Annotated in this window: 16 protein-coding genes and 1 pseudogene; 10 read left to right on the forward strand and 7 right to left on the reverse strand. The window is 63.5% G+C overall.

What is annotated here, in order from left to right; genetic code table 11:
* Nucleotides 1-632: 632 nt before the first annotated feature.
* Entirely contained in the window at nucleotides 633-1,247 is a 615-nt protein-coding gene (locus tag DNK59_RS23690) for an SUKH-3 domain-containing protein (RefSeq protein ID WP_110724844.1), read from the reverse strand.
* A gap of 137 nt (nucleotides 1,248-1,384) precedes the next feature.
* Entirely contained in the window at nucleotides 1,385-2,824 is a 1,440-nt protein-coding gene (locus tag DNK59_RS23695; RefSeq protein ID WP_110724845.1) for a serralysin family metalloprotease, read from the reverse strand.
* 233 nt (nucleotides 2,825-3,057) lie between these two features.
* Here DNK59_RS23695 and DNK59_RS23700 point away from each other — a divergent pair, with 233 nt between their 5' ends.
* Together DNK59_RS23700 and DNK59_RS23705 are read left to right on the forward strand one after the other, a co-directional pair.
* On the forward strand, nucleotides 3,058-3,402 hold the full coding sequence (locus DNK59_RS23700) for a hypothetical protein (protein ID WP_256596612.1): 345 nt from the start codon (nucleotides 3,058-3,060) through the stop codon (nucleotides 3,400-3,402).
* Nucleotides 3,403-3,443: 41 nt separating this feature from the next.
* A complete protein-coding gene (locus DNK59_RS23705) occupies nucleotides 3,444-3,773 on the forward strand; it encodes a DHCW motif cupin fold protein (protein ID WP_092315566.1) in 330 nt (109 codons plus the stop codon).
* Between the two features lie 6 nt (nucleotides 3,774-3,779).
* Here the strand turns inward: DNK59_RS23705 and DNK59_RS23710 are convergent, their stop codons facing one another.
* Nucleotides 3,780-6,140: a DNA polymerase II gene (locus DNK59_RS23710; RefSeq protein WP_177431292.1), complete on the reverse strand. Its 2,361-nt coding sequence runs from the start codon at nucleotides 6,138-6,140 to the stop codon at nucleotides 3,780-3,782.
* 569 nt (nucleotides 6,141-6,709) lie between these two features.
* Between DNK59_RS23710 and DNK59_RS23720 the strand changes: the two genes are divergently transcribed.
* The gene (locus tag DNK59_RS23720; RefSeq protein WP_092315570.1) at nucleotides 6,710-7,039 is read left to right on the forward strand and encodes a hypothetical protein; all 330 of its coding nucleotides are present in this window, start codon (nucleotides 6,710-6,712) and stop codon (nucleotides 7,037-7,039) included.
* A gap of 147 nt (nucleotides 7,040-7,186) precedes the next feature.
* Here DNK59_RS23720 and DNK59_RS23725 read toward each other — a convergent pair whose 3' ends face one another.
* From DNK59_RS23725 to DNK59_RS23740, 4 genes are all read right to left on the reverse strand, one after another.
* Nucleotides 7,187-9,037, reverse strand: coding sequence for an amidohydrolase (locus tag DNK59_RS23725; RefSeq protein WP_110724848.1), 1,851 nt, complete (start codon nucleotides 9,035-9,037; stop codon nucleotides 7,187-7,189).
* 30 nt (nucleotides 9,038-9,067) lie between these two features.
* On the reverse strand, nucleotides 9,068-9,646 hold the full coding sequence (locus tag DNK59_RS23730; RefSeq protein WP_110724849.1) for an antibiotic biosynthesis monooxygenase: 579 nt from the start codon (nucleotides 9,644-9,646) through the stop codon (nucleotides 9,068-9,070).
* Nucleotides 9,647-9,718: 72 nt separating this feature from the next.
* On the reverse strand, nucleotides 9,719-10,546 hold the full coding sequence (locus tag DNK59_RS23735) for an alpha/beta fold hydrolase (protein ID WP_110724850.1): 828 nt from the start codon (nucleotides 10,544-10,546) through the stop codon (nucleotides 9,719-9,721).
* Between the two features lie 90 nt (nucleotides 10,547-10,636).
* On the reverse strand, nucleotides 10,637-11,278 hold the full coding sequence (locus DNK59_RS23740; protein WP_092315577.1) for a hydrolase: 642 nt from the start codon (nucleotides 11,276-11,278) through the stop codon (nucleotides 10,637-10,639).
* A gap of 161 nt (nucleotides 11,279-11,439) precedes the next feature.
* Here DNK59_RS23740 and DNK59_RS23745 point away from each other — a divergent pair, with 161 nt between their 5' ends.
* The 7 genes and pseudogenes from DNK59_RS23745 (at nucleotide 11,440) to DNK59_RS23780 (ending at nucleotide 21,604) form a co-directional block, all read left to right on the forward strand.
* The gene (locus DNK59_RS23745) at nucleotides 11,440-12,336 is read left to right on the forward strand and encodes a LysR family transcriptional regulator (protein WP_110724851.1); all 897 of its coding nucleotides are present in this window, start codon (nucleotides 11,440-11,442) and stop codon (nucleotides 12,334-12,336) included.
* A gap of 145 nt (nucleotides 12,337-12,481) precedes the next feature.
* The gene (locus tag DNK59_RS23750; RefSeq protein WP_158288761.1) at nucleotides 12,482-16,210 is read left to right on the forward strand and encodes a calcium-binding protein; all 3,729 of its coding nucleotides are present in this window, start codon (nucleotides 12,482-12,484) and stop codon (nucleotides 16,208-16,210) included.
* 171 nt (nucleotides 16,211-16,381) lie between these two features.
* Nucleotides 16,382-17,031 (forward strand): annotated as a pseudogene (locus tag DNK59_RS23755) (isoprenylcysteine carboxylmethyltransferase family protein).
* Nucleotides 17,032-17,661: 630 nt separating this feature from the next.
* Complete coding sequence (locus tag DNK59_RS23765) at nucleotides 17,662-19,026, forward strand: glutamine synthetase family protein (RefSeq protein ID WP_110724853.1); 1,365 nt, start codon at nucleotides 17,662-17,664, stop codon at nucleotides 19,024-19,026.
* A 137-nt stretch (nucleotides 19,027-19,163) separates the two neighbouring features.
* Nucleotides 19,164-20,477, forward strand: a complete 1,314-nt coding sequence (locus tag DNK59_RS23770; protein ID WP_110724854.1) for an FAD-binding oxidoreductase — start codon at nucleotides 19,164-19,166, stop codon at nucleotides 20,475-20,477.
* A 256-nt stretch (nucleotides 20,478-20,733) separates the two neighbouring features.
* On the forward strand, nucleotides 20,734-21,144 hold the full coding sequence (locus DNK59_RS23775; RefSeq protein ID WP_110724855.1) for a GFA family protein: 411 nt from the start codon (nucleotides 20,734-20,736) through the stop codon (nucleotides 21,142-21,144).
* Complete coding sequence (locus DNK59_RS23780; RefSeq protein WP_110724856.1) at nucleotides 21,137-21,604, forward strand: hypothetical protein; 468 nt, start codon at nucleotides 21,137-21,139, stop codon at nucleotides 21,602-21,604. Before DNK59_RS23775 ends, DNK59_RS23780 begins: the two co-directional genes overlap by 8 nt.
* The last annotated feature ends 8 nt before the right edge of the window (nucleotides 21,605-21,612 follow it).

The raw sequence follows: 21,612 nt of genomic DNA on the forward strand, positions 1-21,612 counted from the left end.
GCTCTTCTGCAGGCAGATGCTGCCGTCCGGTTTCGGGTAGCGCAGTTGCTCGGTGGAAAACACGCAGGGCACGCTGTAATGGCGGGGCTCCGGGGGGGGGGAGGCCAAGGCCCGGGGCCGGGGGGGACGGGCCTTTGGGGCCGGCGGGGGACTTGCAGGGGGAGTTAGGGTGCCGACCCTGGTCCGCGGCGGGGTCGGACGGCCCGCCGGCGCCGCCGGGGGGGGTGAGCTGGGTCTTTGGCCGCCTGCCCCAGGCGGACAGCGGCGCCCTGGGGGCGGGGCTGTCGGTGGCGGCGGGGGTGGCGACTGATCGCCCGGGGCCGCGCCACCGACAGCCCTCAGAATGGATTGCAGCCTGCCGCCTTCGCGGCGTCAGGCGATACCGTCGGACGGAACGGTCCAGGTTCCACGGGGTCTTGCCGCGGGCCGTCGGCGTGACGCTGAGGGTCCATTCGTGGTTCTTCGTACCCGGGTCGAAACGCGCGGCCCAGGTGGCCTAGGCAATGTACTGGAGCGGTGATTTGTCAGGCGTGGACGCAGTGCCTGTCGTACCCGCGAAGTCCACCGCCTGATCTGCTACCACGTAGCGAAAACACTGTTGCGGCGGCTGGGCGCGATGCCCAGCACCCACATCAGAGCGCGCGGGCGTGGAAAAAGCTGGGCGTTAGAACAAGCGGATCGCCAGCTCGAAAACGCTCTCCCCACACCATGACGTCCTCCTGCGATGGCAACAGCATGGGGCGTGATCGATACCCTTTGAGCAGGGCCTCGATACCTTGGGCAAAATCATGCCCAACAAAAAGCATCATGGACGCGACCAATCCGTTCAAGAACAAACGGCCTTGGCTGTCCAGCCAGAGCTGTCCATGACCATGATGGACATCACCCAAGCAAACAAAGTCGGTGCGCAGCGCTTCTTGCCAGTCATCTACTTGTTCATCGGGGCACGCCGGACAGCCAAACTCGATGTCACTAGAGGCACACTCCTCCCCCGTACCGATATGCCCTACGGTCAATTCGCCAAATGCTTGCAGGATGCGAAATGCCGGATGTGCGCGGGGTACGTGACTATCAACCACAACGGCCCTGCCAGGGACCCATCCGGCAGCTCTGAAAAACGGTTCTATGTTCGGAGTCAGGAGATTCATGCGGCGAAGATAATCAAAGTGCAGGAAGAACGCAAAAGCCCTGGATACGGCCCCTGCCGGAACGCTATCCGTTGCTCTGCGCAACAGCTCGACATCCACGGCTATCGACGGCAACGCCGTGGCCAGCCAATGCCTGCCTCGGTCAAACCTGCCCGGGACCGGGGAGAACAAGGGGGGATAGGGGAAGAGTGATGTGGAAGCGGCGCATCGCGCGCCGCTCCACTGTTTCCGATCGATCAGGCGATGATGTCGGTAACGGCCGCCTGGCCCACGGTGCCCACGGCGAAGTCCACCGCGCCATGGCCGGTGAGGTCGATCATCAGGCTGGTCTGGTTGGTTTCGGCGAAGTAGGTGAGGATCGCGTCGCCGGCGTGGCCAGTGAAGCCGCTGACGAAGTTCAGAGTGGCGCCGGTGGAGGCAAACAGGCCGCTGAGGTCGATCTTGTCCTCGCCACTGACGAAATCCATGATCCAGTCCGGCGCGTCGAAGGTCGAATCCGAGGCCGCGCCGAACACGAAGGTATCGGCCCCTGCCCCGCCCCACAGCGTATCGCCGCCGCCACCGCCGTAGAGGATGTCGTTGCCGGCACCGCCTTCCAGGATATTGGCCACGGCGTTGCCGATCAGCAGGTCATTGCCCGAGCCGCCGATGGCGTTTTCCACGGTCACGCCGTGGGCGATGGAAACGTTGCCCACCAGGCCGCCCACGTCGGAGAAACCACCCTCGTTGAGGTTGATCTTCTGGTTCTGGGTGAAACCGGAGAAGTCCAGGGTGTCGTTGCCGCCACCGTCCCACACCGCGAACACCAGTTTGTCGGCATTGGAGTGGGCACTGTAGAAATCCCGCCCGGTGTTGGAGTTGAAGCCGTACACCGTGTCGTCGGCGCGGGTTTCATGGTTGGCGCCATAGAGTTTCTGCACCGCCACGATATCGTCGAGCAGGGGTGCCGAAGCGTAGGCGCCACTGCCGTCCTTGCTGAAGTTCTGCCCGGTGTTGCCCTCGCTCCAGTAGCTCATCAGGCTGTAGCCGCGGGTGTCCTGGGCGTAGGTGACATCCTTGTAGGTGGGGTTGCCGTTGCCGGCGTTGTACACGCCCGGATGGGACAGGCCCAGGGTGTGGCCGATCTCGTGGGTCAGGGTCTGGCGGCCGTAGATGCCATTGCCCGGGGTTTCATTGACCCGGTACTGGTCGTTGATCAGGTACCAGGACTGGCCGTCATAGCTGCCGCCGGATGGCAGGTAGGCAAAGGCCGCGCCGCCGGTGCTGACGTTGTAGTTGCCGAAGGTCATGTGGCCATCGCCGCCCTTGGCAGCCTCGCTGAAGGTGACGTTGGCCACGTCCGACCAGGACTGCAGGGACAACAGCGCCTGGGCTTTCTGCAGCGCGCTGAACTCGCTGAAGCTGCCCAGGGCCGGGTTGTAGTTGGCCGGTTTTTCTGTGAAGAAGCTGTAGGTCAGGTCGATCTTGCCGTCGCCATTCTGGTCGTGCCAGGACAGCCCCTTGCGCAGGATCGAATCCGCCGCCTGATCGGCGGTGAAGGATGGCTTGCCGTTCACCAGTGCGCTGCCACCGCGGTCATACAGGTGGCTGAAGGTCTGGACCTGCAGGTAGGCACTGCTGGCCGCTGCGTCGGGAAGGATCGCGTTTGCGTTGATTTGCGAGAGTGTCTTTGACATTGCTACGTCCTTGTTCAAGACAAAAATTTTCCGATAGAACAGACACGACCCCGCCTGCGAGATCGTCCTGTCACTCGCCCGTTGAGGCGCGGAAAACCTGACACATTCGTCAACTTGCAGTCCACGGTTTTTTTTGTCCGACAATCGTCCGAAAGCGCTCTGGCCCGGGGTCAATATTCCACTCGCGCGCCGCTGCGACAGCGGATAGGCTAAGCAGCAATCGGAGGCAGAAAATGCTCACGCCAAGCCCTGCCCCGCCGCTGTTCCATGAGGAGGCCGCGATGCGCAATATCCTGCTGCTGGGCACTTTGATGATCTTTTGCGGCGCTGCCCACGCCGAAGGCGTTCCGCTGTTCAACGTGTCCTGCCCGGGCAATCTGGCGGTCAGCGCCGACCAGGGCGGGCCGATTTACATCAACGGCAAGGTGGTCAAGAGCAACGCCGTGGATGACCGGCATTTCCAGGTCAAGACCGCGGAAATCACCCTGGCCATCAACGTCGAGGACGACGATTCGGTGACCGTGAAGTACACCGACAAGCACGGCGCCAGCGGTCTATGCGAAGCCGTGGACGATTGAGTCGCCCTCAGTCCTTTCTCCTTCAACCTCAAGAGCCGAGCATGCACATCAACGCACTCCCCTTCGCCACCACCGATTGGTCCAGCATCGAACCCACCGAGCATCGCGGCGAAACCGGCAGCGCCTTCTGGCGCACCCGGCAGTTCGGCGAGATTCGCGTGCGCATGGTGGAATACAGCGCCGGCTACCTGGCCGACCACTGGTGCTCCAAGGGCCACATCCTGCTGTGCCTGGAAGGCGAGTTGCACACTGAACTGGAGGACGGCCGGCGCTTCGTGCTGACCCCTGGCATGAGCTACCAGGTGGCGGACAACGCCGAACCGCACCGCTCGTTCAGCACCGTGGGGGCCAAGCTGTTCGTGGTCGATTGAGGCGCCTCAGAACAGCCCCATCTGGCCACCCACCAGGGTGCTGAAATCTTCCTGCACGAACGGCAGGATGGCGTCTGCCACCGGCTGCAGCTGCCGGGTCAGGTAGTGCTCGTAGTCGATGGCGGCGCGGCGGTTTTCCAGGGGTTCAGGGCCGGCCAGGGTGATCACGTAGCTGATCCAGCCGCCGTTCTGGTATTGCAACGGCCGGCCCTGCGCGCGGTTATAGTCATCGGCCAGGCGCGCGGCGCGGACATGGGGCGGCACGTTGCGCTCGTAGTCATCCAGCGGGCGGCGCAGGCGCTTGCGGTAGATCAGCAGGTCGTCCAATTGCCCGGCCAGGGTGCGTTGCACGTAATCGCGCACATACCCCTGATAGGGCTGGCGGTGGAAGATCCGTCGGTACAGCTCCTGCTGAAATTCCCGGGCCAGGGGCGACCAGTCGGTGCGCACGGTTTCCAGGCCCTTGTAGACCATCTCCTGGCTGCCATCGGCGCGCTGCACCAGGCCGGCGTAGCGCTTCTTGCTGCCCTCCTCGGCGCCGCGGATGGTGGGCATCAGAAAGCGTTTGTAGTGGGTTTCGAACTGCAGCTCCAAGGCGCTTTCCAGGCCGTACTCCTGCTGCAGATGCTCGCGCCACCACTGATTGACGTGGGCCACCAGGGCCCGGCCGATCAGCGCCGCCTGCGCCTCGTCATGCAGGCTGCCGAGCCAGACGAAGGTGGAGTCGGTGTCGCCATAGATCACCTGATGGCCCTGGGCTTCGATCAACTGCCGGGTGCGGGCCATGATCTCGTGGCCACGCAGGGTGATGGATGAGGCCAGGCGCGGGTCGAAGAAGCGACAGCCGCTGGAGCCGAGCACCCCGTAGAAGGCGTTCATGATGATCTTCAAGGCCTGAGACAGTGGCGCATTGTGCTCGCGCTTGGCCACCTCACGGCCCTCGGCGACCCGGGTCACGATCGCGGGCAGGCAGTGCCGGGTACGGGAGAAGCGCGCGCCGCGAAAGCCCGCCACCGAATGCTCCTCGTCCGGCTGGCGCAGGCCTTCCACCAGCCCCACCGGGTCGATCAGGAAACTGCGGATGATCGACGGATACAGGCTCTTGTAATCCAGCACCAGCACCGATTCGTAGAGCCCGGGCCGTGAATCCATGACAAAGCCGCCGGGGCTGGCCTGGGGCGGCAGCTCGCCCAGATTGGGCGCGACAAAGCCCTGGCGATGCATCAGCGGCATATACAGGTGGGTGAAGGCCGCCACCGAACCGCCGCTGCGGTCGGCGGGCAGGCCGGTGACCGTGGCCCGTTCCAGGAGGAAGGTCAGCAACTCGGTCTTGGCGAAGATCCGCGTTACCAGCTCGCAGTCCTTGAGGTTGTAGCGGGCCAGGGCCGGCTTGTCCTCGGCGAACATGCGGTTGATTTCGTCCATGCGCTGGTAGGGGTTGTCGATCGACTTACCCTCCCCCAGCAGCGTCTGGGCGACGTTTTCCAGGCTGAAGGAGGGAAAGCTCCAGGTCGCCGACCGCAGAGCCTCGATGCCGTCGATGATCAAGCGGCCGGCGGCCGAGGCGAAATAGTGGGTACGACTGCCATGCTCGCGCCACTGCATTTCCTCGCCGCCCCGCCCCAGGCGCAGCGGCACCGCCAGGCGCCGGGCATGTTCGTGGAGCACCCGCAGGTCGAACTGCACCAGGTTCCAGCCGATGATCGCGTCGGGGTCGTGCTCGGCCAGCCAGCGGTTGAGTTGCTCCAGCAACTGCTCGCGGCTGGCGCAGAACTGCAGGTCGAAATCCACCGGGCTGTCGTCTTCCCGGGCCTTGCCGAGCATGTACACCTGGCGCTGGCCGCAGCCTTCCAGGGCGATGGAATAGAGCTCGCCGCGCTCGCTGGTTTCGATGTCCAGGGACACCAGCTTGAGGGTTGGCCGATAGTCCGGCTCCGGTTTCATCTGCGCTTCCAGCAACAGGCCGTCGGGCCCGGGCAGGCCGCCGAAAGAAACCGGGGCGGTGATGAAACGCTCCATCAGGTAGCGCTCGGGGGGGCGGATATCGGCCTCGAACACCTCGACGCCGGCGCGGCGCAGGGTCTTGTCCAGGCGCATCAGCTGATTGTGCTGCGGGCAGTACAGGCCCAGTACCGGGCGTTGGTGGAAGTCCCGCAGTTGCAGGGGGCGCAGCTCGACGTCCGGGTCGTCCGCCAGCAAGCGTTCGGCCTGAGGACGCTGCACCGCCGGAACAAAGGCCACGGAAGTCTGCAACGGCAAGCGGATCCGCTGCGGGCCCTGGTCGGTGGCCAGCCAGAATTCGACTTCCGTGCCCGCCGGCGTATCGCGCCAGTGCCGGGTCAGGACGAAGCCTTGTTGTACATCCACCACTGCAACCTCAGAGCCGTTTCAAGGCGCCGATTCTACCTGCCCCGATCGGCGATGGGGTGTCTGGATGATGGCTTTGCCGCTTTTGTCAGACAATATGTAGTGCTTGAAAATATTCACTACAAAACCGTTGACGCGAAGATTTCGCCCTTGCATTATGCAGACGTCTCCCCGATCGGGGGACGAGGCAAAGGTGTTATGAGCAAGCTCGTCTGACCGCCGAGCTGTGACCCGGATGTGTACTGCCCACAAGGCAGATTGATGAAACTGACCTGGCATTGATCGTCCAGAACAAGGACTGGAAGCCGGCGAAAACTCTTCAAGATGCTTGTGGCCGATGGTGGGAATGTCGGCAGCTTCATCCAGGTTTACGCTGCTTCTCTTCGTTGTGACGCTATTGCGTAGCAGTTAATCAAGGCAACTACACGCATCAGGCTCTGGGCCTTATCTGTATCCGACAGACACCCTCTGTCGCCCTGTTTCCGGTATCAGGGTTCAACTTACCGACGTAGCAAGATGAATTAGCGAATCAACTTAGATAGATCGACAAATGGTCAAGGGGGCTACAAATGAATCTTAATAACCAACCCACTATTGATGAATTGGCACGCATGTTCGCCGCACAGAAAGACAGCCACGACAGCCACATCCTGTGGATTGCCAAGTCGGGCCAAGTGCACATCGACTGCCTGTCGCCCCATAGCCATGAAGCAGAGTTCGACCAGAACAACCGGGAGCTGGCGGCCCGCCTGAAGATGTACCGCCGCGGCCAGGGCTACGTCGGCAAGAAAGCCGCCGCCGACAAGGACTTCATCGGCCGGGTACTGGAAACCCTGAAAACCGAATGGCAGTCGCTGCGGGACAAATCGGAAGTTCGGGTTATTGATCGGTTTTGCTGAGTAGTGCGGTCAATACGTTAATTAATATATAACTAGTGGCTGCAACATAAAAAAGGGCGCTCTTGAAGGGCGCCCTTTTTATTCATTCCAACTTGCCAGCGAAACTGACCTTCAGGACGACTTCGCCGGCAAGCCGGCTCCTACTGCTCAGAACGCAAAGCACGAACACCCAAACGCCCCCCAGAACCCCTGGAAGTCACTCACCGGCACATTCGACATGCGTGCCTTCTGGTGTCCGTGGGCATGCACCGCGCAGGGTCCGCTGCACTGGTGCACCTGATTCTGCAAGGGTGCGTTGGGTTTCCAATGCCCTGGCACCTTGGCCACCGGTGACCAGTCCGGGGTTACCGGCAGGCTCGGCGGGGCCAGGTTTTCGAAGTCGCCAGCCGCGTGAACCACCCTGCCGTCCACCAGGGTCAGCAGGGGTTCGATCCACTTGATCGCCTCTTCCTCGACGCTGAAGTAGTCCGCCGACAGGGCTACCAGGTCCGCCAGCTGGCCGACCTTGATCTGGCCCTTCTTGCCCTGTTCCGAGGAGAACCAGGCACTGCCGTGGGTGTAGAGTTCCAGCGCGGTGTCGCGGCTCAAGCCCTGGGGATACAGCTCCAGGCCGCCAACCGTGCGGCCGCTGACCATCCAGTACAGCGAAGTCCAGGGGTTGTAGCTGGACACCCGGGTGGCGTCGGTGCCGGCACCCACCGGAATGCCTTCGGCGAGCATGCGCTGGATCGGCGGGGTCATCTCGGCGGCCTTGGCGCCGTAGCGTTCGACGAAGTATTCGCCCTGGAAAGCCATGCGGTCCTGGATCGCGATACCACCGCCCAGGGCCCTGACCCGCTCGATGTTTTTCGGGCTGATGGTTTCCGCATGATCGAAGAACCACGGCAAGCCGTTGAAGGGAATGTCGCGATCAACCTTTTCGAAGACGTCGAGCATCCGCGAGATGGATTCGTCGTAGGTGGCGTGCAGGCGGAACGGCCAGCGCTGCTCCACCAGGTGGCGTACCACCGGTTCCAGCTCCTGCTCCATGGTCTGCGGCAAGTCGGGACGCGGTTCGAGGAAGTCCTCGAAGTCGGCGGCGGAGAACACCAGCATCTCCCCTGCCCCGTTGTGCCGCAGGAAGTCGTCGCCCTGGCCGTAGCGGACACTGGAGGTCCAGTGCTTGAAGTCCGCCAGCTCTTCCTTGGGCTTCTGGGTGAACAGGTTGTAGGCGATGCGCACGGTCAATTGCTGCTTGGCCGCCAGTTCGTTGATCACCTGGTAGTCGTCCGGGTAGTTCTGGAAACCGCCACCGGCGTCGATCGCGCTGGTGACCCCGAGACGGTTGAGCTCACGCATGAACTGGCGGGTCGAGTTGACTTGGTATTCCAGCGGCAGCTTGGGCCCCTTGGCCAGGGTCGAATACAGAATCATCGCGTTGGGCCGGGCGATCAGCATGCCCGTGGGGTTGCCATTGCCGTCGCGGACAATCTCGCCACCGGGCGGGTTCGGCGTGTTGCGGTCGTAGCCCACCACCCGCAGCGCGGCGCGGTTGAGCAAGGCCCGGTCATACAGGTGCAGGACGAACACCGGGGTGTCCGGCGCCGCCTGGTTCAGTTCCTCCAGGGTCGGCATGCGCTTCTCGGCGAACTGGAATTCGTTCCAGCCGCCCACCACTCGCACCCACTGCGGCGCCGGGGTGCGCAGGGCCTGTTCCTTGAGCAGGCGCAGGGCATCGGCCAGGGACGGCACGCCTTCCCAGCGCAGTTCCAGGTTGTAGTTGAGTCCGCCGCGGATCAGGTGCAGGTGCGAGTCGTTGAGCCCGGGGATCACCGTGCGCCCCATCAGGTCGATGACCTGGGTTGACGCACCACGCAGGGCCATGGCCTGGGCGTCGTTGCCCACGGCGATGAAGCGTCCGTCCTTGATCGCCACCGCGCTGGCTTGGGGCTTGGCCCGGTCCACGGTGTGCAGGCGGCCATTGAACAGAATCAGGTCGGCAATTGCATTGGCTTGCATGGCATTGCTCCGAACAAAGGAATGAGGGAATCAGGCCGCGCTGCGCGGTTGCAGCCAGCGGCTGAACAAGCGCGTGACCCGGGGCATGAAGACGTAGACCACCAGCAGCACGATGCTCAGGGTGATCAGCACCGTGGCCGGCACATAGCCGCCAAGCCAGGGCAGTTGAGCAAACACCGGCTTCCACAACTGCGGCACCAGGAAGCTCAGCGGTAAAATCACCAGGAAGGTCACGCAGGCCTGTTTCCAGCGCGGTGGCGGGGTTGGCGCAGCGCCGTCCTGAGGGGTGAACCAGAATTCGCGGTCGGCGTTGATTTCGGTCTGGTCGCCGTCGGCCAGCAGGTGCTGGGCCTGTTGCACCAGCTCGCGGCGGTCGGCGGAGTCCAGCCAGTTCTGCAACTGCTCGGTGCTGGCAAAGCGCAGCACGCTGGTGAACAGCCCGAGGCCGCCGCTGTGGCCACGGACCACGTCGATGCCCAGGTGCCCCGGGTAGCTGCGGGCCTTGGCGATGATCTGCCGCAGCCAGATTTCATAGGCCTGGTCCTGGCCCTGCTTGATCCGGTGGCGCACCAGCAAGGTCACGACACCGTCGGTGAGTTCGATATTCATCAGAGGGCTCCAGCGTCCGGAAGGAGATCGCGCCAGGCGCAGCAGCGCTGCACCCGCGCGTCACAGTTAAGCTCAAGGTTGCTGGATGAACGTCAGCAGATCGTGGTTGAGCCGCTCCTTGTGGGTGTCGGTCAGACCGTGGGGCGCACCGGGATAGACCAGCAGCCGGGCGTTGGCGATCAGCTTGGCCGAAGCCCGGCCTGCGGCGTCGATGGGCACGATCTGATCATCGTCGCCATGCACCACCAGGGTCGGAATATCGAAACGCTTCAAGTCTTGCGTGAAGTCGGTTTCGGAAAAGGCCTTGATGCAGTCGTAGGCATTCTTGTGCCCGGCCTGCATGCCCTGCAGCCAGAAGCTGTCGATCATGCCCTGGGACACCTTGGCCCCCGGACGGTTGAAGCCGAAGAACGGGCCGCTGGCGATGTCCTTGTACAGCTGCGAACGATCGGCCAGGGCGCCAGCGCGAATGCCGTCGAACACTTCCAGCGGCAGGCCCCCGGGGTTGGCTTCGGTCTTGAGCATCAGCGGCGGCACCGCCGAGATCAGCCCGGCCTTGGCCACGCGTTCGGTTCCATGGCGGCCGATGTAGCGCGCCACTTCGCCACCGCCGGTGGAGAACCCCAGGAGCACCGCCTCACGCAGATCCAGATGCTCGATCAACTGCGCCAGGTCATCGGCGTAGGTGTCCATGTCGTTGCCGTGCCAGGGCTGGCTGGAGCGACCGTGGCCGCGTCGGTCATGGGCGATGACGCGGTAGCCGTGATCGGCCAGGAACAGCATCTGCGATTCCCAGCTGTCGGCGCTCAGGGGCCAGCCGTGGCTGAAGACCACGGGCTGACCGCTGCCCCAGTCCTTGTAATAGAGTTCGGTGCCGTCGCGGGTGATGAAGGTGCTCATGTCAAATGTCCTTATGTTCGAGAGATAAACACCGGACACCGACGGCGTCCGGCACATCAGATCCTGGCTTTTTCGCCGGCAAGCCGGCTCCTACAGCTGACGTTGCGGCGCCTTGTGCACCATGCTGTAGGCGTAGTCCACGCCCATGCCGTAGGCGCCGCTGTGCTCCAGCACCAGGCCCATGACCGCCTCGTAGGTGTCCTTGTGCGCCCAATCACGCTGGTACTCCAGCAACACCTGCTGCCAGGTCACCGGCACCGCGCCGGCCTGGATCATCCGCTGCACGGCCATGTCGTGGGCTTCCTGGCTGGTGCCGCCGGAGGCGTCGGTGACGATGTACACCTCATAGCCTTCGGCCAGGGCTTCCAGGGCCGGGAAGGTCAGGCAGACTTCGGTCCACAGCGCGGCCATCACCAGCTTCTTGCGCCCGGTGGCCTTCACCGCTTCCACCAGTTTGCGGTCCTCCCAGGAGTTCATCGACGTGCGTTCGATGGGTTGCTGGCCGGGAAACACCGCCAGCAGTTCCGGCCAGATGTAGCCGCTGAAGCTCTCGGTTTCCACCGAGGTGAGGATGCTCGGCACGTTGAAGATCTTGGCCGCCTTGGCCAGGGCCACGGTGTTGTTCTTCAGGGTCTGGCGATCGATCGATTGCACGCCGAAGGCCATCTGCGGCTGGTGGTCGATGAGGATCAGGGCGGAGTTGGCTGGGTTGAGCAATTCACGAATGGACATGGCGCGTTCCTTTTGCAGTCAGAGAATGAGGGTCGAACATGACCGGCTGATGGCGCTGCTTGCGCCTCTTTGCGTCCGGCTTGGTGGCTAATTTAGGCCCTGGTCGAAAACGGAACAATTCCCTAAAATCGGGAATCATTGATTCCAAATCAGGGACAATCATGGACCGTATCGAATGCATGCGCGCTTTTGTCGTCACCGTTGATGAGAACGGCTTTGCCGCCGCCGCCCGGGCCATGGATGTGCCCCGCTCCAAGGTCAGTAAACAGATCCAGGCCCTGGAAGAGGCCATCGGCGTGCAACTGCTGCAGCGCACCACCCGCAGCCTGCACCTGACCGAGGCCGGCGCCGAGTACTACGAAAACGCCCGGGAGGTACTGGCAGCCCTGGACGAGGCCGAACAACGGGCCCGGGACGGCGTCGCCGAACTGCGCGGGGTGTTGCGGGTCAATGCGCCGATGTCCTTCGGCCTGCGCCGGCTCGGGCCGCTGGTGCCGCTGTTCCATGAACAGCACCCGCTGATCGAGTTGCAACTGGTGCTCAGCGACCAGCAGGTGGACCCGGTGCGCGGCGGTTTCGATGTCACCCTGCGCATCGCCAGCCTGCCGGATTCGTCGATGGTGGCCCGGCAGCTGGCGCCGGCACCGCGGATCATGGTGGCCTCCCCCGCCTACCTGGCCCGAGCCGGCACTCCCCTACAGCCCAAGGACCTCAGCAGCCACCAGTGCCTCAACTACGGCTACCTGCAAAGCGGCGTCAGCCTGCAACTGAGCAACGGCAGCGACACCCAGCGGGTGCACGTCACCGGGCCGCTGCACGCCAACAACGGCGACCTGCTGGCCCAGGCCGCCGAGGCCGGCATGGGTATCGCCCTGCTGCCGGATTTCATCGTCGAAGAGGCCCTGGCGGCCGGACGCCTGGTGCCGGTGCTGTGTGAATGGCAGGCGCCGCCCATCAGCGTCAACGTGGTCTACCCCTCGGCGCGGCGGGTGCCGCAGAAGACTCGGGTGTTTATCGATTTTCTGGTGGGGAATCTGACGAAGATCATCTCAGCTTGATCATCTGCGTAATAAGTTATTGATTTTTATCTTCACGTTTGGCGCGTCGCGGCCGAAATCGATGGAAGCGATTTCCGTCTCGACTATTGGCTGCGAGCACGTTTTCTCAGGGTATCTGGTTCAACATCAAAGCAAGGAAGATGCAATGGCAATTATCAACGGAACAAACGGTGCTGACACGCTGACAGGTACCGCGGGGTATGACGAAATCAACGCCCTGGGCGGCAATGACGTAATCAAGAGTAGTCCGGGAGCAGACAAGATCGATGGCGGCGCCGGTTTCGACACGATCGACTACTCGGCCTCACCTGCCGGGGTGAACGTGGAAGTACGCCTCGGTACGGGCCCGGCCGGCAAGGGCGGAGATGCCGAAGGCAGCACCCTGACCGGCATCGAGAACGTCATCGGTTCGGCCTTCAATGACATCCTCACCTCGGGTCCGGATGCTAGCGCCACCGCCATCCGCCTGGAAGGCGGCGCGGGTGACGATATCTACTACATCAACAGCGGCGCTCAACCGACCATCGGCGAGCAAGCCGGTGGCGGCAATGACGAAGTGCGGGTCTCGGTGGTCTATCCAACCGGCACCATCCTGGCGGCCAACGTCGAGCGCCTGACCTTCATCGGTAACAAGAACTTCATCGGCTACGGCAACGACAGCGACAACATCATCACCGGTGGCTCGGGCGACGACACGCTGTACGGTGGCGCGGGGGCCGATCAGTTCTTCGGCGGCACGGGCCTGGACATTGCCGGTTACACCGACAGCAAGTCCGGCGTGACAATCAATCTCAAGACCGGTGTGAACACCGGCATTGCCGCAGGCGACACCTACACCGACATCGAGACGATCAGAGGCTCGAACTACAACGACACCTTTGTCGGCAACGGCCTGGGCATGCATTTCGACGGTGGCGCCGGTGTCGACACCGTCGACTACTCGACCTCGTCTGCCGGTGTGAACGTTGAAGTACGCCTCGGCACCGGCCCGGCTGGCAAGGGTGGAGATGCCGAAGGCACGACCCTGACCAGCATCGAGAACGTCATCGGTACGGCCTTCAATGACATCCTCATCTCGGGTCCGGATGCTAGCGCCACCGCCATCCGCCTGGAAGGCGGCGCGGGTGACGATATCTACTACATCAACAGCGGTGCCCGACCGACCATTGTCGAACAGGCCGGCGGCGGCAATGACGAAGTGCGGGTGACAGTGACCTATCCGGGCGGCACCACTCTGGCGGCCAACGTCGAGCGCATGACTTATATCGGCAGCCAGGACTTTATCGGTTATGGCAACGACAGCGACAACATCATCACCGGCGGTTCAGGTAACGACACGCTGTACGGTGGCGCGGGGGCTGATCAGTTCTTCGGCGGCGCGGGCCTGGATATCGCCGGTTACACCGACAGCAAGTCCGGCGTGACAATCAATCTCAAGACCGGTGTGAACACCGGCATTGCCGCAGGCGACACCTACACCGACATCGAGACGATCAGAGGCTCGAACTACAACGACACCTTTGTCGGCAACGGCCTGGGCATGCATTTCGACGGTGGCGCCGGTGTCGACACCGTCGACTACTCGACCTCGTCTGCCGGGGTGAACGTTGAAGTCCGCTTTGGTACTGGCCCGGCCGGCAAGGGCGGAGATGCCGAAGGCACGACCCTGACCAGTATCGAGAACGTTATCGGTTCGGCATTCAACGATATCCTCACCTCCGGCCGGGATCACACCGCTACCGCCATCCGCCTGGAAGGCGGCGCGGGTGACGATATCTATTACATCAGCAACGGAATCACACCGACCATCGTCGAACAGGTCGGTGGCGGTAACGATGAAGTGCGGGTGTCGGTAATCAATCCAAGCGGCACCATCCTCGCCGCGAACGTCGAGCGCATGACTTATATCGGCAGCCAGGACTTTATCGGTTACGGCAACGACAGCGACAACATCATCACCGGCGGTTCGGGTAACGACACGCTGTACGGTGGCGCGGGGGCTGATCAGTTCTTCGGCGGCGCGGGCCTGGATATCGCCGGTTACACCGACAGCAAGTCCGGCGTGACGATCAATCTCAAGACCGGTGTGAACACCGGCATTGCCGCAGGCGACACCTACACCGATATCGAGACGATCAAGGGCTCGAGCTACAACGACACCTTTGTCGGCAACGGCCTGGGCATGCACTTCGACGGAGGGGCCGGTGTCGACACCGTCGACTACTCGACCTCGTCTGCCGGGGTGAACGTTGAAGTACGTTTCGGTACTGGCCCGGCCGGCAAGGGCGGAGATGCCGAAGGCACGACCCTGACCAGCATCGAGAACGTCATCGGTTCGGCATTCAACGACATCCTCACCTCCGGCCGGGACCACACCGCTACCGCCATCCGCCTGGAAGGCGGCGCGGGTGACGATATCTATTACATCAGCAACGGAATCACGCCGACCATTGTCGAACAGGCCGGTGGTGGCGACGATGAAATGCGTGTGACTGTGGTAAACCCAAGCCATACCTACATGGCAGCCAATATCGAGCGCCTGACCTTTATCGGCAGTGGCGCCTTCACCGGCTGGGGTAACGATCTCGACAACATCATCACCGGCGGCTCGGGCAACGACACGCTGTACGGTGGCGCGGGAGCCGACCAGTTCCTCGGCGGCGCTGGTTACGACACGGTGGGCTACCTCGATAGCAAAGTGAGCATGACCATCAACCTCAAGACCGGCTTGCATTCCGGCATAGCGGCCGGAGATACCTATACCGATATCGAAGCGATCAGGGGCTCCAACCTGAATGACATCTTCTATGGGGCAACCTCGGCCATGGGGCTGGACGGTGCTGCCGGGCAGGATCTGGTCAGCTACGAGCTGTCGGACAGTGCCGTGACTATCGATCTGTCCAGCGGAGTCAATACCGGAGATGCGCAGGGTGACACCTACACCAACATCGAGATTTTTCAGGGCAGCAACTTCAACGACACCCTGTCGGGCTCGCGCTTGAGTGACATTTTCATTGGTGGCGCCGGTGCGGATGTCATTGATGGTCGTGAAGGCCAGGACAGCGTCTGGTATATCACCAGCACCACAGGCGTCACGATCAATCTGCAGACCAACCTGAACCAGGGTGGCGATGCCGAGGGTGATGTGCTGCGCAACATCGAACGTGTGGTGGGCAGTCACTTCAACGACAGCCTGACAGGTGATGCCAGCGTCAATTATCTGGAAGGCGGTCTGGGCGATGACGTCCTCTATGGTGGTGACGGCAACGATTATCTGTACGGCGGACTGGTATCGGATATCGGACCTTTCAGCCTCGATGGCCTGACCAACGGGCCGCAGGCCGATACCTTGTATGGCGGTAATGGCAACGACACCATTGTCACTGCAAGCAACGACCAGGGCAGCCGGGCCTACGGTGAAGCGGGGGGCGATGTCATCACCGTTGTGCACGGCATGGCCGACGGTGGTGAAGGCAACGACCTGCTGACGGGCACCGGCCTGGGCTTTTCCCTGTTCGGCGGGGCTGGTGATGACAAGCTGGTCTTGCGCGCCAGTGGCTGGGCCAATGGTGGCGAGGGTGACGATACCTACACGATCGATACGCGGGCATTGGTCACCATTCAGGACGACGGTGTCAGCCGTGGCGACAAGTTGGTGCTGTCAACCCTTTACAGCAACGACTTGCTGGCAGACCGCGTCGGCGATGATCTCTACCTGCACCAGTCACGCTTTGCGAGTGGCCAGACGCCACAGGAGGGCGTGCGCCTGAAGGACTGGTTCGCCGGTTACGACACCATCGAGCAGATCCAGACCGCTGATGGAAAGTTGATCAACCTGCCGGCCAACAGTGATGCATTTGCCCTGTTCGGTTGAACCGCTGAGATCTTCAAGCCGTTGAGCTAGCGAGTAGAAAGGGACGAGTCTGGCAACAAACTCGTCCCTTTTTCATGGCTGAGGGAAACCCGCCTCAGGGCATTGACCTGCACAGGCCTGCAGGTGACTCCTACACTATGGAGACCTCTCCGATAGCAGCCTGGCGCCCCCATGAAAATCTCCCCCCGACTGGCCATCTCCAGCCTTCTCGGCGCCCTCGCCTACCTCGGCCTGGCGATCTGGGGCATAGGCGGCTTCGCGGCCTTCTTCGGCCATCCGCAGTTGACTCTGATCACCTTCGCCACCCTGCTGATGGTGGTCGCTTCGCTGTCCAGCGAGGTCAACCTGAGCAGTGGCGTGCGGGAAGATCAGGGCAACCGCTGGGTGCTGCCAGTGTTCGCGGTGATTGGTCTGTTGAGCGGCTTGGTCCCGGCCTACAGCGACCGCGTCGGCTTCTGGACCTTTGGCGGTGAAGGCCTGCGCTGGCTCGGCGCCTTGCTGTTCATCCTCGGCGGTGTGCTGCGCCTGTGGCCGGTGTTCATCCTCGGCCGACGCTTCAGTGGCTTGGTGGCGATCCAGCCCGGCCACCAGTTGGTGGTGGACGGCCTCTATCGCCACCTGCGCAACCCCAGCTACCTGGGCTTGCTGGTGAACGCCGTGGGCTGGGCCCTGGCCTTTCGCTCGGGGCTGGGACTGCTGCTGGCGGCGCTGCGCTGATCGCGCGCATTCATGCCGAGGAGGCCCTGTTGCTGGATCATTTCGGCCAGGCATATGAAGACTATTGCGCCCGCAGCTGGCGCCTGCTGCCCGGTGTCTACTGAAGCGCTGTAAAAAAAATCAGACACTTCTGTCGGCAAGGATGAACCGCTCTAGCACGCACCTCTGCCCGTGCTTGAAGGACCCTCGCCAGGGCCCAGTGCCCCTTCCCCCCCCTTACATTGGCTGGCGGATTCTTGCAGTATTGGTCCGCCATGAGGCAGCGGCCCCTTGATCCGCCCCCTCCAGCGCCCGGTTCATATCAAGAATAATCACCACGAACTCGACAGCGAGATCACCCGGCGATGTACCCCCTGAGCCCGTATCACGGATTCGACAGACCAGCGCCCGCGCCCCTGCACAGTGGCCGTGGTTGCTCCGTCGACGCTCGGCTCTCGCTACCCCGCTCACTCCCCGCCATGCCTCATGAGGTTCATGAGGACCGCGCCGCCGTTATCGGCTTGTACTTGCTGGACAGGTTGCGCCCATGAAGCTTCTGGTCAACCTGCCCATGGCCCTGTGCCGCTCCCGTCTGCGCCACTCCTCACGTCCTCCGGATCACTCGCTTGCGGCCTGATCGCGCGCCTCGCGCGTAACGCCCCAGAACTGATTTCTGCCCTTGCAACCGAGCCGTGCGCGGCGTCGTTGCAGGACCTGAAAACCTGCGCGCCCCAATGGCGCAAGCGAGAATCCCGATGAAATTTGCCGCCCTCGACGAAGCCCGTGACTTCCTGGCCGCCAACCCCGATATCGACATGATCGAACTCTTCATCCTCGACGCCAACGGCGTGCCCCGGGGCAAGCTGCTGCACCGCGAAGAACTGCTGGCGGTGTATGCAAGCGGCCGGCCGCTGCCCAGCACCATCCTCGGCCTGACCCTCAATGGCGACGATGTCGAGAACTCCGGGCTGGTGTGGGACGTCGGCGATATCGACTGCCGCGCCTACCCGCTGGCCGGCAGTCTGGTGCGCCTGCCCTGGCGGCAGATTCCCACTGCCGCGGTGCAAGTCAGCATGCACCCGCAGGAGGGCATGCCCGCCAGCATCGCCGATCCGCGCCACCTGCTGATCAAGGTCATCGACGGGCTCAAGGCCGAGGGCTACCACCCGGTAATGGCCTGCGAGCTGGAGTTCTACCTGCTGGACGCCAAGCGCGACGGCAATGGCCGGCCACAACCGGCCCTGGACGCCGATGGCGGTCGTCCGCGCAGCACCCAGGTCTACGGCCTGCGCGAGCTGGAGCAGATCGAGCCGTTCCTTGCCGACCTCTACGCGGCCTGCAAGCTGCAGGGCATTCCGGCGCGCACGGCAATTTCCGAATACGCCCCGGGCCAGGTGGAAATCACTCTGGAACATGGCGATGCCCTGCAGGCCATGGACCAGGCCGTGCGCTACAAGCGCCTGGTCAAGGCGATAGCCCACAAACACGGAATGCAGGCCACCTTCATGGCCAAGCCCTTCGACCACCTGGCCGGCACCGGCATGCACATGCATGTGAGCATTGCCGACGCGGCGGGCCACAACCTGTTTGCCTCCGAGGACCCGGCCGGCACCCCGCTGCTGCGTCAGGCCGTTGGCGGCATGCTTGCGTCCCTGCTCGACTCCCTGCTGCTGTTCTGCCCCAACGCCAACTCCTACCGGCGCTTCCAGGCCAACAGCTACGCGCCCCTGGCCCCCACCTGGGGCGTCGACAACCGCACCGTGAGCCTGCGAGTGCCCGGTGGCCCGGCCAACAGTCGGCACATCGAACACCGCATCTGCGGCGCCGATGCCAACCCTTATCTCGCGGCAGCGGCGATTCTCGCCGGGGTGCACCGCGGCCTGCGCGAACACCTCGATCCGGGGGATCCGGTAGAAGGCAACGGCTATGCCCAAGCCACCGAGTTGCTGCCCACCGACTGGCTGACCTCGCTGACCGCCCTGGAGCAATCGGCCTGGGCCCGAGATGCCCTGGGCAGTGAGTTCCTCGGGGTGTACCTGGCGGTCAAGCGCGCCGAGTACCGCCAGTTCATGGCCGAAGTCGGCGAGCAGGACTGGCGCTGGTACCTGACCCAGGCCTGAGCCCCCCAGCGACGATCTGCGCGTCTGGCTCGGCAGGCCGCCTTGCCTGACCCGAGCCGGGCTCGCCAGATCACCGACACACCTGAACCTCCGGTCGCCGCCACGCCGACCGGTTGATTGTCTACGAGGATTTGTCCATGAACGCCGCCTTCGATCCGCGGACCCCGGCAGCCGAGCGCTGCCCCAGCTACTACAGCGCCACCCTGAATCAGGAAACCCATTACCCGACCCTGCAAGGCACCCATCAAGTGGATGTGGTGATCATCGGCGGCGGCTTCACCGGCGTCGCCAGCGCGGTGGAACTGGCCGAACGCGGCCTCAAGGTGGCCATCGTCGAAAGCCACAAGATCGGCTGGGGCGCCAGCGGGCGCAACGGCGGCCAGGTCACCGGCAGCCTTTCCGGCGACGCGGCCATGCGCAAGCAGATGGGCCGCAGCCTCGGCCAGGAGGTCGATGATTTCATCTGGAATCTGCGCTGGCGCGGGCACCGGATCATCCAGCAACGGGTGGAGAAATACGCCATCGCCTGCGACCTCAAGCATGGCCACCTGCACGCCGCCTACAAGCCCAGCCACCTGCCCGGCCTGCGCGCCGACTATGAAGAAGCCGTGCGCCGCGGCATGGGCGACGAAGTCAGCCTGCTGGACCGGGCCCAGGTGTGCGACCTGCTGGAAACCCAGCTCTACCACGGCGCCATCAAGAACACCCGCAACCTGCACCTGCACCCGCTGAACCTGTGCCTCGGCGAAGCCCGGGCCGCCGAAAGCCTGGGAGCACTGATCTTCGAACACAGCCAGGTGCTGGAGATCGTCCACGGTGAACACCCGGCGGTGATCACCGCCCAGGGCCGCATCAACGCCAAGCAAGTGCTGCTGGCCGGCGACGTGTACCACAAGCTGGAGCCGAAAAAACTCAAGGGCAAGATCTTCCCGGCCATGGGCGGCATCGTCACCACCGAGCCGCTGGGCGACCTGGCCAAGCGCCTGAACCCCGAGGACCTGGCGGTCTACGACTGCCGCTTCGTGCTCGACTACTACCGCATGACCGCCGACGGCCGCCTGCTGTTCGGCGGCGGCGCCAACTACAGCGGCAAGGACTCGCGAGACATCGCCGGCGAACTGCGCCCTTGCATCGAACGCACCTTCCCGGCGCTCAAGGGCGTGGCCATCGACTTCCAGTGGAGCTGCGCCATGGGCATCGTGATCAACCGCATCCCGCAACTGGGCAAGCTCTCGGACAACGTCTGGTACTGCCAGGGCTACTCCGGGCACGGCGTGGCCACCAGCCACATCATGGGCGAGATCATGGCCGAGGCCCTGACCGGCCACCTCGGCCACTACGACACCTTCGCCGCCTGCCAGCACATCCGCGTGCCCTTCGGCGACCAGTTGGGCAACCCGATGCTGGCGGCGGGCATGTGGTACTACCAGATGCTGGAAAAGCTGCGCTGAGGGACCAACCACCCTCCTGCAACCACTGACGCAGCCCGCGAACGGCTCGGGCGGCATACCGGCGCAACAAGATGCCGGGCCTGACTGGCGGGCTGCCCGGCGAGTCAGGCCTGGTTGTTTGCGTCGACTGCGTCGTTGTGGGCCACCTCCACCAGCGGCTGCAAGCAGCCTCATGGAAGCCCGCCGCTGCCGAGCTTCAATCATCCCCCCGGCATGCTAGATTCGCGCCGACACCCGCCCCACTCAGGAAGAGCACATGAGCGAAACGATCTACCAAGGCGGCTGCCTGTGCGGGCAGATCCGCTTCGAGGCTCGGGGACCGGCCGCCAATCCTCACACCTGCTCGTGCGAACTGTGCCAGCGGCACAGCGGTGCGCTGACTGTGGCGTGGGTCGAGTTCCCCCGCGAGCGGGTGACCTGGACCGGCCTCGGCGGCGCACCAGCAACCTTCAGATCGTCGGACTATTCGAGCCGGGCGTTCTGCAGGGAATGTGGCAGCACGCTGGGGGCTGTCGATGACGAGCCGAGCATTGCCCTGCTGCTGGGCTGCTTCGATGAAAACCGTGACCCGGCCCTGATGCCGACCAGCCATTCGTTCAGCGACCGCTGGCCCGAGGGCTGGCAGCCTGTGCCGACGACCCAAGACAAAGACAGACAACATGAGTGAAACACCGTCCCACTGCAGCGCGCCCCTCGCCTCGAATGTCTGGAGCTGGTACGGCCAGGACGAGTACCAAAAGATCATCCTGCTGGGAGAGCTGGGCCCGGCCTTGGAGTTCCTCGCCCTGGAAGCCGAACGGCAACGCGAGGAAATCGGCTGCTGCGCCGAGTGCAATCTGTGGTCCGACTACCTGGAATACCTGGACGGTTTCGTGACGCATTTTCCGGCCAATCTGGCGCCGCATCTGCTGTCGCACTTGCAGGCGCTGTTGCGCGGCTGTGAAGCGCTGTGCCGGGAGGCTTACGGAGTAACCCTGGAAGACAACGGCTTCCAGCATCCGCAATGGCAGCCACTGCGCGAAGCTGCCCGCGAAGCCCTGGCGCTGCTGGGTTGGCCCGAGGTGCGCGAGCATATGCCGGAGTTGATCGAAGATTGCCGGGCGGCGTTGCGCAAATGGCCGGATTGAACAACCGA

It is taken from the genome of Pseudomonas sp. TKO26, assembly GCF_003225665.1.
GTDB classification, from domain to species: domain Bacteria; phylum Pseudomonadota; class Gammaproteobacteria; order Pseudomonadales; family Pseudomonadaceae; genus Aquipseudomonas; species Aquipseudomonas saponiphila.

Excerpts from the sequence above, each read along its gene's own strand:
- DNK59_RS23730 (WP_110724849.1), bottom strand. The coding sequence starts at position 9,646 with ATGAATATCGAACTCACCGACGGTGTCGTGACCTTGCTGGTGCGCCAC.
- DNK59_RS23740 (WP_092315577.1), bottom strand. The coding sequence starts at position 11,278 with ATGTCCATTCGTGAATTGCTCAACCCAGCCAACTCCGCCCTGATCCTC.
- DNK59_RS23700 (WP_256596612.1), top strand. The coding sequence starts at position 3,058 with ATGCTCACGCCAAGCCCTGCCCCGCCGCTGTTCCATGAGGAGGCCGCG.
- DNK59_RS23720 (WP_092315570.1), top strand. The coding sequence starts at position 6,710 with ATGAATCTTAATAACCAACCCACTATTGATGAATTGGCACGCATGTTC.
- DNK59_RS23735 (WP_110724850.1), bottom strand. The coding sequence starts at position 10,546 with ATGAGCACCTTCATCACCCGCGACGGCACCGAACTCTATTACAAGGAC.
- DNK59_RS23705 (WP_092315566.1), top strand. The coding sequence starts at position 3,444 with ATGCACATCAACGCACTCCCCTTCGCCACCACCGATTGGTCCAGCATC.
- DNK59_RS23765 (WP_110724853.1), top strand. The coding sequence starts at position 17,662 with ATGAAATTTGCCGCCCTCGACGAAGCCCGTGACTTCCTGGCCGCCAAC.
- DNK59_RS23695 (WP_110724845.1), bottom strand. The coding sequence starts at position 2,824 with ATGTCAAAGACACTCTCGCAAATCAACGCAAACGCGATCCTTCCCGAC.
- DNK59_RS23750 (WP_158288761.1), top strand. The coding sequence starts at position 12,482 with ATGGCAATTATCAACGGAACAAACGGTGCTGACACGCTGACAGGTACC.
- DNK59_RS23775 (WP_110724855.1), top strand. The coding sequence starts at position 20,734 with ATGAGCGAAACGATCTACCAAGGCGGCTGCCTGTGCGGGCAGATCCGC.
- DNK59_RS23770 (WP_110724854.1), top strand. The coding sequence starts at position 19,164 with ATGAACGCCGCCTTCGATCCGCGGACCCCGGCAGCCGAGCGCTGCCCC.
- DNK59_RS23745 (WP_110724851.1), top strand. The coding sequence starts at position 11,440 with ATGGACCGTATCGAATGCATGCGCGCTTTTGTCGTCACCGTTGATGAG.
- DNK59_RS23780 (WP_110724856.1), top strand. The coding sequence starts at position 21,137 with ATGAGTGAAACACCGTCCCACTGCAGCGCGCCCCTCGCCTCGAATGTC.
- DNK59_RS23725 (WP_110724848.1), bottom strand. The coding sequence starts at position 9,037 with ATGCAAGCCAATGCAATTGCCGACCTGATTCTGTTCAATGGCCGCCTG.